Origin of the sequence: Vibrio sp. Isolate32, assembly GCF_022397955.1 — a bacterium.
Lineage (GTDB): Bacteria > Pseudomonadota > Gammaproteobacteria > Enterobacterales > Vibrionaceae > Vibrio.
The window spans coordinates 19975-36418 of record NZ_JAKEUQ010000009.1; the positions used below are offsets into that span (position 1 = coordinate 19975).

Annotated in this window: 12 protein-coding genes and 1 pseudogene; 7 read left to right on the top strand and 6 right to left on the bottom strand. The window is 45.7% G+C overall.

Annotation, left to right across the window (positions count from 1 at the left end):
- Positions 1-688: 688 nt before the first annotated feature.
- Entirely contained in the window at positions 689-1573 is an 885-nt protein-coding gene (locus L1D11_RS09375) for a LysR family transcriptional regulator (RefSeq protein WP_008217077.1), read from the bottom strand.
- Positions 1574-1730: 157 nt separating this feature from the next.
- Here L1D11_RS09375 and L1D11_RS09380 point away from each other — a divergent pair, with 157 nt between their 5' ends.
- From L1D11_RS09380 to L1D11_RS09410, 7 genes and pseudogenes are all read left to right on the top strand, one after another.
- Positions 1731-2129 carry a RidA family protein gene (locus L1D11_RS09380; RefSeq protein ID WP_239834776.1) on the top strand — a complete coding sequence of 133 codons (399 nt, stop codon included), beginning with the start codon at positions 1731-1733 and terminating at the stop codon, positions 2127-2129.
- A 186-nt stretch (positions 2130-2315) separates the two neighbouring features.
- Positions 2316-3776: an aldehyde dehydrogenase family protein gene (locus L1D11_RS09385; protein ID WP_239833627.1), complete on the top strand. Its 1461-nt coding sequence runs from the start codon at positions 2316-2318 to the stop codon at positions 3774-3776.
- A gap of 209 nt (positions 3777-3985) precedes the next feature.
- A complete protein-coding gene (locus L1D11_RS09390; RefSeq protein WP_239833626.1) occupies positions 3986-4981 on the top strand; it encodes a membrane dipeptidase in 996 nt (331 codons plus the stop codon).
- 231 nt (positions 4982-5212) lie between these two features.
- Positions 5213-6820 carry a BCCT family transporter gene (locus L1D11_RS09395; protein ID WP_239862383.1) on the top strand — a complete coding sequence of 536 codons (1608 nt, stop codon included), beginning with the start codon at positions 5213-5215 and terminating at the stop codon, positions 6818-6820.
- A 221-nt stretch (positions 6821-7041) separates the two neighbouring features.
- Positions 7042-8855 (top strand): annotated as a pseudogene (locus tag L1D11_RS09400) (hypothetical protein).
- Positions 8852-9589, top strand: a complete 738-nt coding sequence (locus tag L1D11_RS09405) for a DUF3726 domain-containing protein (protein WP_239833625.1) — start codon at positions 8852-8854, stop codon at positions 9587-9589. The pseudogene L1D11_RS09400 and the gene L1D11_RS09405 overlap by 4 nt, the downstream one beginning before the upstream one ends.
- A 315-nt stretch (positions 9590-9904) precedes the next feature.
- Positions 9905-11197: an alpha/beta fold hydrolase gene (locus L1D11_RS09410; protein ID WP_239833624.1), complete on the top strand. Its 1293-nt coding sequence runs from the start codon at positions 9905-9907 to the stop codon at positions 11195-11197.
- Positions 11198-11336: 139 nt separating this feature from the next.
- On the opposite strand, the gene L1D11_RS09415 is transcribed toward L1D11_RS09410, so the two are convergent.
- From L1D11_RS09415 to ccoN, 5 genes are all read right to left on the bottom strand, one after another.
- On the bottom strand, positions 11337-11519 hold the full coding sequence (locus L1D11_RS09415; protein WP_004741177.1) for a hypothetical protein: 183 nt from the start codon (positions 11517-11519) through the stop codon (positions 11337-11339).
- Between the two features lie 287 nt (positions 11520-11806).
- Positions 11807-12034 carry a PAS factor family protein gene (locus tag L1D11_RS09420; protein WP_239833623.1) on the bottom strand — a complete coding sequence of 76 codons (228 nt, stop codon included), beginning with the start codon at positions 12032-12034 and terminating at the stop codon, positions 11807-11809.
- A gap of 211 nt (positions 12035-12245) precedes the next feature.
- Positions 12246-14402, bottom strand: coding sequence for a cytochrome c (locus L1D11_RS09425; protein WP_239833622.1), 2157 nt, complete (start codon positions 14400-14402; stop codon positions 12246-12248).
- Positions 14399-15013, bottom strand: a complete 615-nt coding sequence (locus L1D11_RS09430; RefSeq protein WP_181143960.1) for a cbb3-type cytochrome c oxidase subunit II — start codon at positions 15011-15013, stop codon at positions 14399-14401. Before L1D11_RS09430 ends, L1D11_RS09425 begins: the two co-directional genes overlap by 4 nt.
- Positions 15014-16438: a cytochrome-c oxidase, cbb3-type subunit I gene (ccoN, locus tag L1D11_RS09435; protein WP_239833621.1), complete on the bottom strand. Its 1425-nt coding sequence runs from the start codon at positions 16436-16438 to the stop codon at positions 15014-15016.
- Between the last annotated feature and the right edge of the window lie 6 nt (positions 16439-16444).

The window sequence follows — 16444 nt, forward strand, 5'->3', positions numbered from 1 at the left end:
TTACTTGTTAATAAAACTTTGCTTGTTAACAAAGATATAATCTTGCTGGTTTTATATCTCCTGACGAAATAGAACGGTATAAACTAATTCGCTCTCGTTTCGACAAAATATAAACTACGCCTAAAATTATGTGATCAAAACGACAAATATCGACATCAATAATTCCATTTTTGAAATAGGTGCTTTTCATTTGTGAAAGTAATAATTCTGTCACTTTAATCATGAATATTTCAGATGCTTTATTGATAACTTGAAGTATTAAGAATTGCCTGAATAATTCAGAGTCACGCTAAGTGATATTAAGGTGGTTAATCTATACTTTTCATGCACTTAAAGATTGTTTTCATAAGGGTAAGAGTTGGGTGCTAGATGTGTGATTTAATCACTATTTAGCTATTTATAACGAGCAGCGTGCGTTTATTAACGCAGAAATATATATTTTTTATCTATTACTCATGAAGCGTGGAAAAACTGTGTCACATCAATGGTTATTCACGTTTTTGCTACTCATTGAGGTATTTATGGCCGGTTAGATTGGAAGGTGAGGGAAAGAATTGAGAGTGTTAAAACCGTTTTTATGAAGTTTAAACCTTACTTCATAGCCCGTTGATTGTGGTTGATTCGACCACGTAAAGCGTATTCTGAAGTAACAAGTGGCGGTGACGCACTGCCACTTGTTACATTTTGCTTATGGCGCTTCATAACTCAGATATTGAATACACAAATCATGAAAAGCTTGCGCTTGGGGTGAGATGGTACGGTCAGACAGTCGGAATATTCCAATTTGACGCTGTAACGGCGGGTCGATCAAAGGAATCCACACTAAACGCGTTTCATTGGTTGGGAAAGCAAGCTTAGGCAGTGTGGTTACCCCAATGCCTAATTCCAACACAGAAAATAGAGAAGTGATGTTTTCTACCGAATACAGGGCTTGCTCGCTAAGCATACGTGCCGGTGTAGGATCGAGTAGGGTACAAGTCCCGTTGCGAATGAACGGCTGTTTTAACAAAGTTTGCCATTCTATGCCCTCGGGTTGAGCGGCAATTGGGTTGTCCTTTAAGCAGACCACACCGATAGGATCGGAAAGAAGTGGAGTGAAGTCGATACTCTCTTCTTCTAAATGGGAGGTGTTGCCTAGGGCGACATCCACCTCTCCAGAAAGTAATCTTGCTTCTACACCTGCCGCATTATCATCAATCAGGCTCACCTCAACGTTTGGGTATTGCTCACAAAAGGCCCCTAACACGCTAGGGATCAATTTGGCTGCCACCGACGGCACGCTCGCTATTCGAACTCTTCCTTGTTGCCCAGCCGCCGCTGCACGCAAGTCATTGTCTAATGCTTTGTAAACATTCAAGAATTGGATGATTTTTGGTAGGCATATTTCACCGAAAGGTGTCAGCGTAGATTTATTGCCTGTTTCAAACAGTGGCTGACCGAGTATTTTCTCAAGCTCTTTTATCGAAGTAGACAGTGCCGCCTGAGAGCGATTGGCTCGGTGAGAAGCAGCTCGAAACCCACCTTCTTCGACGACTAAAACAAAATGTTTTAACTGTTGTAGCTTAATACTCATGACTTCGATCCCTCTCTAGCCCTTGCTATACCTTACTTTTTGCAAGGTGATAGATTTTATTTATCAAATGCACAAAATTTACCGTTAGATTTATCAGGCGTCAAGGTGCAGTATTTAACCATCTTGAAACATAGTTGTTACAAAGTTGGATGAAATCGTGAACGCACAAACTAAAAAACACCCAGTAAAAACCGCTCTTTTTGCTTCAAAAGCACCACTAGAGTGGGCAATCGTTAACAACGGCACTCTATACACGGCTCAGATTCCAATTGATGAAACGGGCGCAGTAGTAGAAGGCGGTATTGAAGCGCAAACGCGTCAGACTTTTAACAACCTTGTTCACACCTTGGAGTGTGCAGGCGAATCGATGGATTCTGTGCTGCAGGTTCTGATCTACGTGACTGACCGTGAGTACTTGAAAACGGTAAACAGCGTATACGGAGAATACTTCAACGCACCTTATCCAAACCGTGCAGCAGTCGTTGTTGCAGGGCTAGCTAGAGAAGAGATGTTGGTTGAGTTCGTGGTTTATGCATCGGCGTCTCAACCTGCATAAATGGACTGTTAACTGAGGCAATTTGCCAATCAAAGCTGTTTGTCTATGCAGATCTTTATTGATACAAGCGAATGGTTTACGTCTAGATACAAAATTAATACTTATCCTCTATATAAATTAACAATTTATTAATTAATTCGATGGTTGCCAGACTCAACCGCAACCTAACGTTACAAGGACAGAATGATGACTCAATTACAGAATGTTCAAACAGAAAACGCACTTTATATTGGCGGTGAATGGCAAGCGGGTGTAAGCACCGTTGCGAACATTAACCCATCAGACATTTCTGAAAATATTGGCAACTTTGCACAAGCAAGTGCAGAGCAAGTTCAACAAGCGATTTCAGCGGCAAAATACGCTCAACCAGAGTGGGAAAAGACGCCGATTGAACGCAAACAAGCGGTACTTCAAGCCATTGGTGATGAGCTGATTGCCCGTTGTGATGAGCTAGGTACTTTGCTTTCTCGTGAAGAAGGTAAGCCTTTTGCTGAAGGGCGTGGTGAGATTTACCGTGCAGGTCAGTTCTTCCAATACTTTGCGGCTGAAGTGCTACGCCAAATTGGTGACAACGCAGACTCAGTACGACCTGGCGTTTCTGTTGAAGTGACTCGTGAGGCGGTAGGCGTTATCGGCATTATCTCACCTTGGAACTTCCCGACTGCAACTGCTGCTTGGAAGATTGCTCCAGCGCTTGCCTTCGGTAACAGCGTTATCTGGAAGCCAGCCAACCTAACACCAGCAAGTGCGGTCGCGCTTACTGAGATCATTCATCGCCAAGGTATCCCAGCAGGTACGTTCAACCTTGTGCTAGGTAGTGGTTCAACGGTTGGTGACGCACTGATCAACTCTAAAGAAGTGAACGGTGTCAGCTTTACTGGTTCTGTTGACACAGGCCGTAAAGTAGCAGCAGCTACCGCACCAAACTTCGTTCGTTGCCAATTGGAAATGGGCAGTAAGAACGCGCTGGTTATTGCTGATGATGCAGACATTCAAACCGCAGTTGAAGCGACCATTGCCGGCTCTTTCTCTGGCGCAGGTCAAAAATGTACAGCGTCTTCTCGTCTTGTGGTGATGGATAGCGTTCACGACCAGTACGTTGAAGCACTGATTAAACGTATGAGCGAGCTGAAAGTGGGTCACGCATTAGAAGAGGGCGTGTTCATGGGCCCAGTTGTTGATGGCAACCAGCTTGAAGCGAACCTAGGTTGGGTTGAGAAAGCACGTCAAAGCGGCGGTGAGCTGGCATTCGGTGGTGAGCGCTTGAGCATGCAACACGAAGGCTTCTACATGGCTCCAACACTGTTCTTGAACACTAAAAACGATTGGGAAGTGAACCAAGAGGAAGTATTCGCACCAATGGCAAGCGTGATTCGAGTGGCTGACTTAGATGAAGCGATTGCAACGACTAACGACACTCGCTTTGGCCTAACAGGCGGCATCATCACTCAAAGCCTACGTACTAGCGCACTGTACAAACAACAAGCGCAAACTGGTTGTGTGATGGTCAACCTACCAACCGCAGGTACGGATTACCACGTACCGTTTGGCGGCCGCAAAGAGTCTAGCTTCGGTCCTCGTGAGCAAGGTCAATACGCGAAAGAGTTCTACACAGTAGTGAAGACGGCTTACCAGCGTCCTTACTGATCTGCTCTCTATATAAGAATTGGATAGCTGAAGATATTAAGTCTCAAGCTATCCAGCTATCGAATTGGCCTGATTTTCAGAGTCAGGTCAACATTCAAACCTAATCAGAAATAATAGTAGATAAGTGATTTAACCCTTTTTTGAAAACATGTTACTTGAGCGTGTTTTCAAAACCGAGCTAGAACACTGAGCTTTCAATAGGAGTGGTTATGTACCAGCAACGGATTGTTATAGATGGATTGCAATACTGCAATTGGAACAGAGAATATTTCCAAACACTAAAGGCGAGCGGCATTACAGCAGTTCACGCTACCGCGGTTTACCACGAGACGGCTCGTGAAACCTTATCTCGCTTTGCAGAGTGGAACTTAAGATTCGAGCAGAATGCAGACCTTATCATGCCGATTCACTCAATGGCTGATGTTGAGACTGCAAAAGCGACTGGCAAAGTCGGTATTTTCCTTGGTGCTCAAAACTGTTCTCCAATCGACGATGAGATTGGTCTTATCGAAGTGATGCGTAAGCAAGGTCTTTTGATCATGCAGCTGACGTACAACAACCAAAGTTTACTGGCGACAGGTTGTTACGAGAAGAACGACACCGGTATTACTCGCTTTGGTAAACAAGCCATCCAAGAGATGAACCGAGTGGGCATGATCATCGATATGTCTCACAGTGCAGAACGCTCAACACTTGAAGCGATTGACTTGTCTTCTCGTCCTATTTGTATCAGCCATGCGAACCCAACATTTGCTCATGATGCACTGCGTAACAAATCAAACGATGTGATTAAAGCACTCACCGCTCGTGGTGGCTTAATCGGATTCAGTTTATACCCATTCCACCTACCTAATGGTAGCCAATGTACCTTGGAAGACTTCTGCCAGATGGTTGCGACTACTGCTGACATGGTGGGCGTTGAACATCTGGGTATTGGCAGTGACCTATGTTTAAACCAACCTCAAGCCGTTCTTGAATGGATGAGAAATGGTCGTTGGTCTAAAGCGATGGACTACGGTGAAGGCTCTGCAAGCAATTCAGGTTGGCCTGATGCTCTGCCTTGGTTCTGTGGTAGTTCAGGTATGGAAAACATATATAACGGATTGATGCGTCACGGCTTTAGCGAGTCTGAAGCGGGACAAGTCTTAGGAGAAAACTGGTTTAACTTTTTGAAAGATGGCTTAGAGCCTCAAAGCCAAAGTTAAGCTGCGCTTCTTACTGATAAGCACCTAACGAGCAGTCTGCTAAACACGTTCAGTTAGTGAGAACTGCTTCAATCAAATTCACTATTTAAAAGGAACAACGGTCTATTTCGCAACGCGGTAACCCAAACACGGATTAGCCTGCCAACACAAAAAATAATAGGGCAGGTGTTAAATACACCCTTGTAGTCATCATTTTTATGACAGCTGCAAAGAAACCTCTGGAGTCAGAGTATGTCTGATTTAACCAATAGCGTGAAATCTCCAAGCTTAAATGCGGGTCAAGCACACACAACAAGCAATGCAAAAAGCAACACAAACCAGTCTGAATCTACGTCAGACAAATTAGGGTTATCCAACCCAGCACTTTGGTACAGCGGCGGCTTTATCGCTCTGTTCGTGACACTTGCTTTATTTGACGGCGAGCTACTATCAAGCCTTGTAAACACGGGCTTTGCGTGGTCGGTAAAAGTATTCGGTCCTTACTGGCAAATGCTTCTTCTTCTGACCTTTCTTATTGGTCTTGGCCTAGCGGCGGGGCGAACAGGTAAGGTTATCCTTGGCGGCATTGCGAAACCTGAAATGGGCGGCTTCCGTTGGATGGCGATCATCTTCTGTACGTTACTTGCGGGTGGCGGCGTATTTTGGGCTGCAGCAGAGCCGATTGCTCACTATATTAGTCCACCACCATTGTACGGTGCACAAGAGAACGCACAGCAAGGTGCCGTGAACGCTTTATCACAATCTTTCATGCACTGGGGTTTCCTAGCATGGGCAATCGTAGGTAGCTTAACGTCTATTGTGGTGATGCACCTTCACTACGACAAAGGCTTGCCGCTTAAACCTCGAATTCTGCTTTATCCAGTGTTGGGCGAGCGCGCACTGAAAGGTCACACCGGTGCTTTGATCGATGCATGTTGTATTGTCGCGGTAGCGGCGGGCACCATTGGTCCTATCGGGTTCTTGGGCTTGCAAGTGAGCTACGCACTGAACGCACTGTTTGAGATTCCAGATGGCTTCACAACGCAGCTTATCATCATCTTGTTCGCTATCGTTCTTTACACGATGTCGGCATTAAGCGGTCTAAACCGCGGAATGCAAATGCTAAGCCGATACAACGTGATTCTGGCAATGGCATTGATGATTTACATCCTGATCTTTGGCCCTACAAACTTTATCTTTAACGGCTACATTCAAGGTGTAGGTAGCATGATCGATAACTTCATCCCAATGGCGACATACCGTGGTGATGAGGGGTGGTTGAGCTGGTGGACCGTGTTCTTCTGGGGTTGGTTCTTAGGTTACGGGCCAATGATGGCAATCTTCATCGCACGGATCTCACGTGGTCGTAGTATTCGCCAATTGGTTTCAACCATTAGCTTAGTTGCACCGTTTGTTACTTGTTTCTGGTTCACGATTATTGGTGGCTCTGGTCTTGCGTTCGAAATCGCAGATCCAGGCAGTGTAAGTAAAGCGTTTGAAGGCTTTAACTTACCAGGTGCTCTGTTGGCGGTAACTCAGCAACTTCCAATGCCGATGCTTATCTCTATCTTGTTCCTGATCTTAACTACGATCTTCATCGTAACGACTGGCGACTCAATGACTTACACGATCAGTGTTGTAATCAGTGGTGAGACAGAACCGAATGCAATCATCCGTACTTTCTGGGGCGTGATGATGGGCGTAACGGCGTTGATTCTGATTTCTCTAGGCTCTGGCGGTATTTCAGCGCTGCAATCGTTCATCGTAATTACAGCAATTCCGGTGTCCTTAATCTTACTGCCATCGCTTTGGAATGCGCCTCAAATCGCAATCAAGATGGCGAAAGAGCAGGGTCTTTAAGAAACTGTAGAGATAACGCTCTCCAAAAATGAAAGAGAAACAAGGTATCAGCCTTTGAAATTAGGCTGATACCAGATTCCGGAAGGAAGAGAAAACCCGTACTGGTGAAGATACATCGGACGGCAACTATTTAGGTCAAGAGATCTAGTCAGGACAAATAATAAGGGGTGAGTTCGCTTACTCCAATAACGTGAAAGCTAACCAACATACTGTCGCTATAAATGCTTCAAAAGACAGCAACGATCGGTTCTGAATGGCTAGCAAAACCCTTATAACTACAAAGGTGGTGAGCAAAATGGATGCACATCGTTCTACCTACACTGAATCAGCACTACGTGACGCAACGGTCGTCATGGCACCGGAAAGACTAGGTGCTATGCACCAAACGCGTATCAGCTTCGTAAGAACTTTGATTCGCAAAATGGCGCAACAGCAATGGAAAGTGACGAAGCATGAGTGGCAATTAGACCCTCAAGGAATTGGTCATGTTATCTATAAGTTAGAGACGCCGAACCATGTTTATCATTTGGTTGTTTTTTGCGATGAGATTGCAGACGACGAGCGAAATGACCGTGTAATTGCTGAAAAGTGGGACGTAACATTTGCTTTGGTTCTTGGCGATGTGGATGTCGCTCTACTTGAGAGACTTCGTGCGAATGTACCGCTACAAGAAGCAGGCCGTAACCCTAACAATGTACTTGTTTTAGCGCGTGCTAACAAAAGCGTGCGTGTGTTTGAACATATAGTGAGCCACTTGGCTAAAGGGGTTCAGCCAACGCCAAAAGAGTTAGCGGAAGTGGGCTACATCCTGAGAACCACTGCGGTTTATGGTAATGGTAAGTTCGGTATCGCTGACTTCAAAATTCTAGAGAAGAATCCAGATTTCAATCAGTCGTTCAGCGCTCAAATGTGTGCGGTATACATGCTGCGTGAATTCAGCCTGGACTGGGTTCATTACCTAGCGGAGCAACAAGGTGGTGAGCAAGCTGCGACTTTACATCGAGGTTTACAACGTTGCTTGGGTGTAGGGAATGCGACAGGTTTAGGTATGGCGCCATACCTTATTAACCACCCAAGTATTGTTGATCAATGGATGACAACCCGTGAACATGCTCTATCTGACGTGCTAGCTAATCAGACCGACAATAGCTTAGTTGAGCCATTGCGCGCTCTAGTGATTAAAGCCATATGTCACTTAGAGCAGGTGGTGACGATCAATGAAACCCAACAAGAGTTAAACAAAGCTGCCGTCACTGAGTTGAAAGCGGCAGAACAAACGTTAGATGCTACAGTCAACCGATGTGAAACATGGGGTGAACTTGTCGATCAATCTAAGCACATGAGTATGGAAGCCCAAGAAATCCTTATCTCATGCTTGATGGAATTGTACCCAGAATTAGTGGACGCCCATCAGGAGCAGATGAATTGTAGCGAGACACTGTCACTTCCTAGCGGTAAGAAGATACAAGATCTGTTGGTGATCTTAGAAGAGAAGTACCGCTGGGCAATCACAACCGACTTTACTAAAGCAGAAAACAACTACTGGTTCTGGTATCGCTCGCAAGACAAAGAAGAGCCAAGGCTCGGTGTTCGAGGTGAAGAGCTAGGTGAAGAGCGTGAGCTACCGTTAGATATTGGTCGTCAAGCTTACCGCTTGTACCATGCTTTATTGCAGTTTACTCCAGAGTTCTCATTAGCTGAGTTCTTAGTAAAACAGCCGCAGCATCGTGCTATAGCGCGCCGCGTATGGACACTGGGCAACAAAGCGATGGGGGACATTCAGATGAATGTGCTTCACAAAGAGTCGCTGCCGATGCATCTGTTACGTTGCAAGCTAGCGATGTTTGGTGCCACTAAGTTTGATCCGCGCTCAGATCGTTGGGTCCGCGTGACCTTCTTCCAAGGGGCGCCGTTGCTTGACGAAATTCATCAGGACGAGTGGGTATTCCCAGTGTTGCCGAGTGAAGCGGAGCTTGCTGATTCACATAACGTTCCTACACATATCAATGCTCAACATGGAGGTAAATCGCTATGATCGTTTCTCACAATGAATTGGTTGCGGCCGTCAACAAAGCCTTTTTAGGGATGCGTCGTACATGTGGCGAAGCCGATGTGATAGCGAACATGGTGGCTGATTTACAAATGGTAGGCTTGGATGGTGTCCTTCATTTTAATAATGCGAGCAACTTTATGGGGCTAGAGGACGACTGCCCAGTTGATATTCAAGTGAGTAGTTATAACACGGTCGAAGTTGACCTGCATAAGGCAAGCTTGGCGTGTCATCTTCCTGTCGTGATGGATTACGCGATTGAAAAAATGGTCGGTAACAAATCGCTTAAAATTGAGCTAAATAACTGCCACAACCGCTGGTTAGCCTACAGTGAGCTCGTGAAACTCGCGGCGAAAGGTATCGCGTGTACTGCACGTTGGGACAATGGCTCAAACCCAAAGAGCACCTTGTATGTACTTAACCGTGGTTGCGTTGCTCCAGAACTGTTTTTATCAGATTTGCCTCTGACATCGGACGAACATATCCATAATATGACCATCGAACTTTCCGTCCAGGATTTCGATATCGAACGCTTGTCAGATGGCTACCAAATACATGTCACGTCTGAGTCGTTATTTAAGACTCAAGAAGAGGCGTGGCGTGATGGCATTGAGGTCAACGATGCAGAGTGGGCGACATTAAAAGAAACGGCCACCGCTATTTTGGTTGAAAATAGCCAGCGTTCAATTCAAGGGGCAGGAGAGCTAGTCGCCTCATAGCGGATTGAACTTACCGCAAGATAAACATCAGATAACACCAAAAGAGCTTAACGTATCCTCACTTCGTTAAACTCTTTTTATTTTCCCACTGCTTTATTTTCTTAGCTGTTGATAAAGCCTAAAAACGCGCTGTTTTGACACAGGTTGTTACGATACGAACACTCCTTAAGCAATCAAATGAAGCACCTTCACATTCATGTTAAACAAACGGTTTCATTTACGAACTACGATGCGTATCTTGCTACATATGTGTGCCATAGGGCGTCACTTTTAATCGTAACGATGACATTAGAACCAAATAAAAAGGAATGAAGCGTGCAAGCTAAGTTTATAGATGGAACCATCCTGTATCGTCAGCACTATTTTGAACTACCACTCGATTATCAAGCGAAAGCTGGACAGCAGATTCAAGTTTTTGCTCGTGAAGTTATCGATTTAGCAAAAGAGAGCCAAGAGCTCCCGTGGCTTATCTACTTTCAGGGTGGCCCAGGCTTTCCTTCACCACGTGTGAATGGGGAATCCGGTTGGATGAAACGCGCGCTACAAAACTACCGCGTCCTGCTTCTTGATCAGCGCGGCACCGGCAATAGCACGGTAATTAGCCATGAAACTTTGGCGCATCTTGCTCCAGAGCAACAAGCTCAATATCTAACGCATTTCAGAGCTGACAACATTGTTCGTGATGCCGAAGCAATTCGTGAGCAACTTGGTGTTAAGCAGTGGTCGACAATTGGCCAGAGCTTTGGTGGCTTTTGCACTTTGAGCTATTTATCGCTGTTCCCACAAAGCTTGCAACGCTGTTATGTCACGGGCGGTATTCCGTCTATTGAACGTGAAGCTGACGATGTCTACCGCGCAACCTATAAGCGTGTTGAAGATAAGAACACAGCCTTCTTTGCTCAATTCCCACAAGCACAAGCCATGTGCCGTGAGATCTCTGATTATCTACTTAACAATGAAGTGAAGCTACCCAACGGTCAGCTATTTACGGTTGAACAGTTCCAATTGATTGGTATTAACCTTGGTGCTGGCGAAGCAAACCTTCCTATGTACTTCACATTAGAAAGTGCGTTTGTTGAAGTTAATGGTAAAAAGCAACTTAGCTACAGCTTCCTAAATCAAATGCAACAAGAGCAGGGTTACCTAACCAATCCAATCTATGCCATTTTGCATGAATCGATCTATTGCCAAGGGACAGCATCAAATTGGTCGGCTCATCGAGTTCGCGAGCAGTATCCACACTTTAACTATCAATCGGGTGGGGAATTCTGGTTTACTGGCGAGATGGTCTACCCATGGATGTTTGATCAACTAGAAACACTGAAGCCACTGCGTGAAGCGGCGAATATCTTAGCTGAGAAGTCAGATTGGGGCACTTTGTACAACGCAGAGCAGCTTGGCAAGAATACTGTGCCTATGGCGTGTGCTGTTTATGCCGACGACATGTACGTTGAACTGGATTACAGCCGTGAAACACTGGCGAACATTCCAAACTCAAAAGCATGGATCACTAATGAATATGAGCACAACGGCTTACGAGCAGACGGCGAGAGAATCGTAGACAAACTGATGACCATGGTTGAAGCATTAGAGAATCTGCCAAAGTAATTTCGCTAGCCTTATCTGAAATAAAGGCGTTAAAAATAAGCGACGTTAGAAAAAAGAAAACGCTGCATCCGTGCAGCGTTTTTGTTAGGTCATCGAACTATTCGATTTAAGGAACTAGGAGGGGTAGCTCAATAAGCCATTAAGGTTGGATGACGATATCTTGATGTTCTGTTGTGGTTAAGCAGGCGCGATTTTGTTCGATAAGTTGAGCCGCGTAAGATGGTGTCACAGCTTGAATCTCGCCTTTCGAGCGAATGGTCAGTGCTTCCCAAGCTTGATCACGATATTTGCCTGTCTGTGTGTATTCAATAAGTACTCTCATGATTCTTCCATCCGCTGTGTGGTTAACGTGCTACTAACATTAGCGCCATTATCGTCGTTACACACCTGTTAAAAATGGAACATAAGATTAACTAAATGAGAATGGTCGCAACTTGAAAATTTCGACAAATTGCACTTATCAGCGTTCGAGCTTATTACTCTAAATCGCTATTCATCCGGATAGAGTGTTGAGAATAGTCAACACTGGTCAGTTATACCTGCGGCAAATTGAAGCATAAAAAAACGCTGCACAAAGCAGCGTTTTTCAGAATTCATTTGGACGATAGACTAGTTGTTGTCTAAGCCAACAATCTTGCGCGCTGACATTACGGCACTGTCTAAATCAGTCAATCTACCAGCACTTGCTGGGCCAAGAACGGATGAATACAAAGCCAACTGTTTCTCAAATGATAGATCTAGATGGTTATATAGATTTTGGCGGATTTGAGCGTGTTGCTGTGGCTCCGCGCTCGATAGACCTTCCAACGTATCGTAGATGAGTGTAGTTGTATCCATATCAGTCCTTAGTAACTCATTATAAAATTTTGCGTATTATGCACTTAGTGTCATCTTTGTTCTGCGAGATTGATCGCATTATGTGCAAGTCTGCTTAATTGTGTAATCAGTTAGTTATAATTGTGTTGTAGCAACAAAGGGCGTCTAAAGCGCAAAAGAAAAGGAGACACTAAGGTCTCCTTTGTTCTAGCTTCAATAAACTGAATTAATGCTACCGAATGTTGATGGTGTTATCTCTTCGGTCATACATGTCCGGTGTAGTATGTAAGCCGCCAGCGTAACCCGCTGCTTCCAGAGTTTCCCTCACTTCTCGAACATGCTCTGCGGTGACCGGCTCGTCTCTATCACCTAGATGCAATCGGACGAAAGTGATCAGTTCGGCTAGCCTTTGATCTGATAAGACATCTTCAAAGCTCGCCATTGGCATGAAGTTTCTGTCTTTGTCGAGATATGTAGGCTGTAAGCCCCTTACTGTTACCGCAATGGTGTTGAATGGGTCGCTGTGCATGATGATGCCATTGTTCAACAGGGTAGGAGCAATAGGATTTCGCCCTTTACCATCGTCACCATGACAGGCACCACAGGTTTGACGATAAGTCGTGTAGATCTCGGCGGCGTATGACTCTTCATCAAAGCCTTTCGGCTCTAACGGTACCGCGTCACTACTTATGGTGTTGTTGGTATCACCACTGAGTAAGTAGTAAGACATTGATTCAATATCTTCGCGCGTCATCAAACTTAGGCTGTTTTTCACTACGTCAGCCATACCAGCGAAAGCCGTCCCTTTGTCTGAGTGACCGGTGTGTAGGAAGTCGGTGAGTGTTTTCTCATCCCAGCCATCGATGTACAGCTCGTTTGCGGTGATGTCAGGTGCATTCCAACCATCGATCAAGTTACCTTGGAAAATACGCTCCGGTATCAACGCTTGGGCAATGTTACGAGGCGTGTGACACTCAGAACAGTGACCAAGCCCTGCAACCCAGTATTTACCTTGTTGCCACTTCTCGACATTATCAACCTTGTCTTTGAGCTCCTCTGGTACTTGATAGTCGACCGGATCGGTATCCATGAATACGATATTCCAGCCAAGTAGACCTAGGCGAATGTTCGACGGGAACATCATGCTGTTGTCGTCATTGCGTCTTGGTACAGCAGTAATGGATTGCATGTACTCCCACAAATCGACCATGTCTTGATCGGTCAGGTATTGATACGAGGTGTAGGGCATAGCAGGATACAAGTAGCCATTCTTACCTTTACCCGCGACCAATGCGGCTCTGAAATCTTCGAAATTATAGGTTCCGATGCCTTCCGTGTTATGTGGCGTTATGTTGGTTGAGTAAACAGTGCCGAAAGGGGTTACAAACGGCAGACCACCAGCGAAAGGTTCGCCTCCTTCTGCGCTATGACAAGCGACACAGTCACCGGCATAAGCAAGATACTCTCCTCGCTCAACAGATTGAGCATCCAAGTTTGCAATTCTCTGCTGTTCAGCTTCTCCTGCATGTCGGATATAGGCGCCTAGAGCGAGTATCTCGTTTTCGGTTAGTTGGTTATCAAACGCTGGCATCAGGTTGTTCAAGCCATAGTTGATCGTGTGTTGAATCTCTTCAATGCTGCCTCCGTGTAGCCATATGTCGTCGGACAGGTCTGGTACACCTATTTGAGGGTTGGCAACGGAGCCGTCGGCATGGCAAGAAGAGCAGTATTTAGTGAATAAGGTTTTGCCGAGTTCGACTTTGACCTCAGGTACATCAGTGTGGCGTTGATTCAATGACGCTAGGTAGTAGGAGACTTTTGCCACCTCATCTGGGCGCATGATTTCACTCCAACCCGGCATGGCACCGTTTCGCCCTTTGGCAATCGAATGAATAATGGCTTCATCATTGCCACCATACAACCACTCTTGGTCGATCAAGTTAGGGAAGTGTTTTTGCCCTTGAGCGTTATCTCGGTGACAAGCGGCACAATGGGTTTGGAATAAGATCTGACCGCTGTTTACGATCTCAGGCACCTCTGCTAACCCAGCCAAAGTGGTTTCACTTGTTTGTGCAAACTGCTCATCGAGTGTCGTAGTAGGCGAACTGAGTTTATCGTCACTTTGCTGCCAATCGACTAAGCCTTCCCATTCCCCAATCCCAGGGTATAACACGAGGTAGCCTGCGGAGAGCGAGAAAGCGACAGCATAACTGACAAACAGTAATTTAGGTGGCGGTGCGTCTTTCTCTTCAATTCCGTCAAAGGTGCCAACGGTGTGGTCCTCGTCGGCCTTGTGATTACTACGCCAGTACTTAACGACAACGGATACCATAAGAACAAAGAATATTATGGTTAACAGTGCCGCCCATAAGTTCCAAAATGTGCTCATTGTGATACCTCCTGTGACGTATCTTTACCTAGGCTTTGCAGGTATCGAATTAAGGCTTCGCCTTTGGTTTTACCTCTAACCTGCAGTCTTGCATCACCAATTTCTTGGTCGGTATACGGAACACCTAGCGTACGCAACACCTCCATTTTTGCACTGATATCATCCCCAGTGAGTGTCTGTTCAAACAGCCAAGGATATGATGGCATGATAGAAGTAGGTACGACTTGTCGAGGGTTGATTAGATGTATCACATGCCATTGGTCAGAGTACTTCCTTGCTAAATTGGTTAGGTCAGGACCAGTACGTTTAGAACCCCACAAGTTAGGAAACTCGTAGATATCGTCTGCTTCTTGGTTTGGACGTCCGTTACGTTTTATTTCTGGGTCAAGAGGGCGCACCATCTGTGTGTGACAGACGTGGCAGCCTTCGCTGATGTAGATATCTCGGCCGGCTAGCTCGATAGCGGTTAACGGCACAGCGAGGCTGTTTTTAGCGATATCATCTCCTCGAACGATGTTTGGGACCACCCAAACTACTAGTGAGAACGAGGCGACGACTACGGTGGTCAAAATTAGAATAACCAACGAGTGGGTAAAGTCTTTACTCATGATTTATGCCTCCCCATTTGCTGTACGTTTAACATCAAGCTCTGCTGGCATGCGCACAGTTTTGTAAAGGTTCAGTGCCATTAAGAACAAGCCAAATACGAATAGAGCACCACCAAAGAAGCGTAGGAATAGCCAAGGTGCTTTGAAGTCCATAGCTTGCACAAAGCTGTATACGAGTTCGCCGTTGTCGTTTTGAGTGAGCCACATGTAGCCTTCACCAATACCCGCTACCCATAAGGCAATGGCGTAAATAGCCACACCTGCGTGCGCGAGCCAGAAGTGCCACTTGAGCATCCTTGGTGACCAAAGTTCGGTTTTGCCCCATAAACGTGGGATGAAGTAATAGAACACGGCGATACCAGACATCGCAACCCATCCGAGAGCGCCAGAGTGGACATGACCGATAATCCATTCGGTGTTGTGTGCAACCATGTTGAACCAACGAATAGCGAGCAGTGGGCCTTCGAATGTGGCTAAGCAGTAGTAGAGAATCGCCGAAAAGAAGAATAGGAGAATGTAGTCGGACTTAAGTTTCTCTTTGTTTTGTAGCAGAGTCATCGCGCTGTTAAACGCACCCGCCCACGATGGTAACCAGAGGATCAGTGACATCACGATACCAATGTTTTGTACCCACACCGGAACGGAAGAGTAGACGAGGTGGTGAGTACCCGCCCAAGTGTAGAAGCCAACTAAGCCCCAGAAGTGAATCACGGACAATCTGTACGAATAAATAGGGCGGTCAGCCGCTTTGGGTATGAAATAGTAGTTCATACCAATGACGCCAGCCGTCAGCAAGAAGCCTACGGCGTTATGCCCCCACCACCATTGTACAATGGCGTCTTGAGCTCCTGCGAAGACCGAATAGGATTTCATTGCAGATACCGGCATTGCGAGGTTGTTGACGATGAAGATCATCGCGATCACGATAATAAACGCTGCAAAGAACCAGTTTGCCACGAAGATATGGTCGACTTTTCGTTTGGCTAACGTGCCAAAGTACAACACAGCATAAAGTACCCAAACAAGCACAATAAGCAAATCAATTGGCCATTCTAGCTCTGCGTACTCTTTTGAAGTGGTGTAACCCGCAGGTAGAGAAATGAGCGCCAGCAGTAATACAAGCTGCCAGCCCCAAAACACCATCCATGACAAGCTCTTATTGAAGAGCTCACAATGCCCGGTTCGCTGTGCAATATACAATGATGTCCCCATCAGGATATTGACGACAAATCCGTATATGACGCCAGAGGTGTGTAAGGGACGAAGCCTACCGAATTGAAAGTACTCTGAGTCGAAGTTTAAGATCGGCCAATACAGCTGTGCGGCGAGAATCACACCGATGATCATGCCTAAAATAGCCCAGATTAAGGAGGCGATAATAAAGTACTTCACCACCTTAATGCTGTACTGCGTTATCACTTGTTCCATAACAAG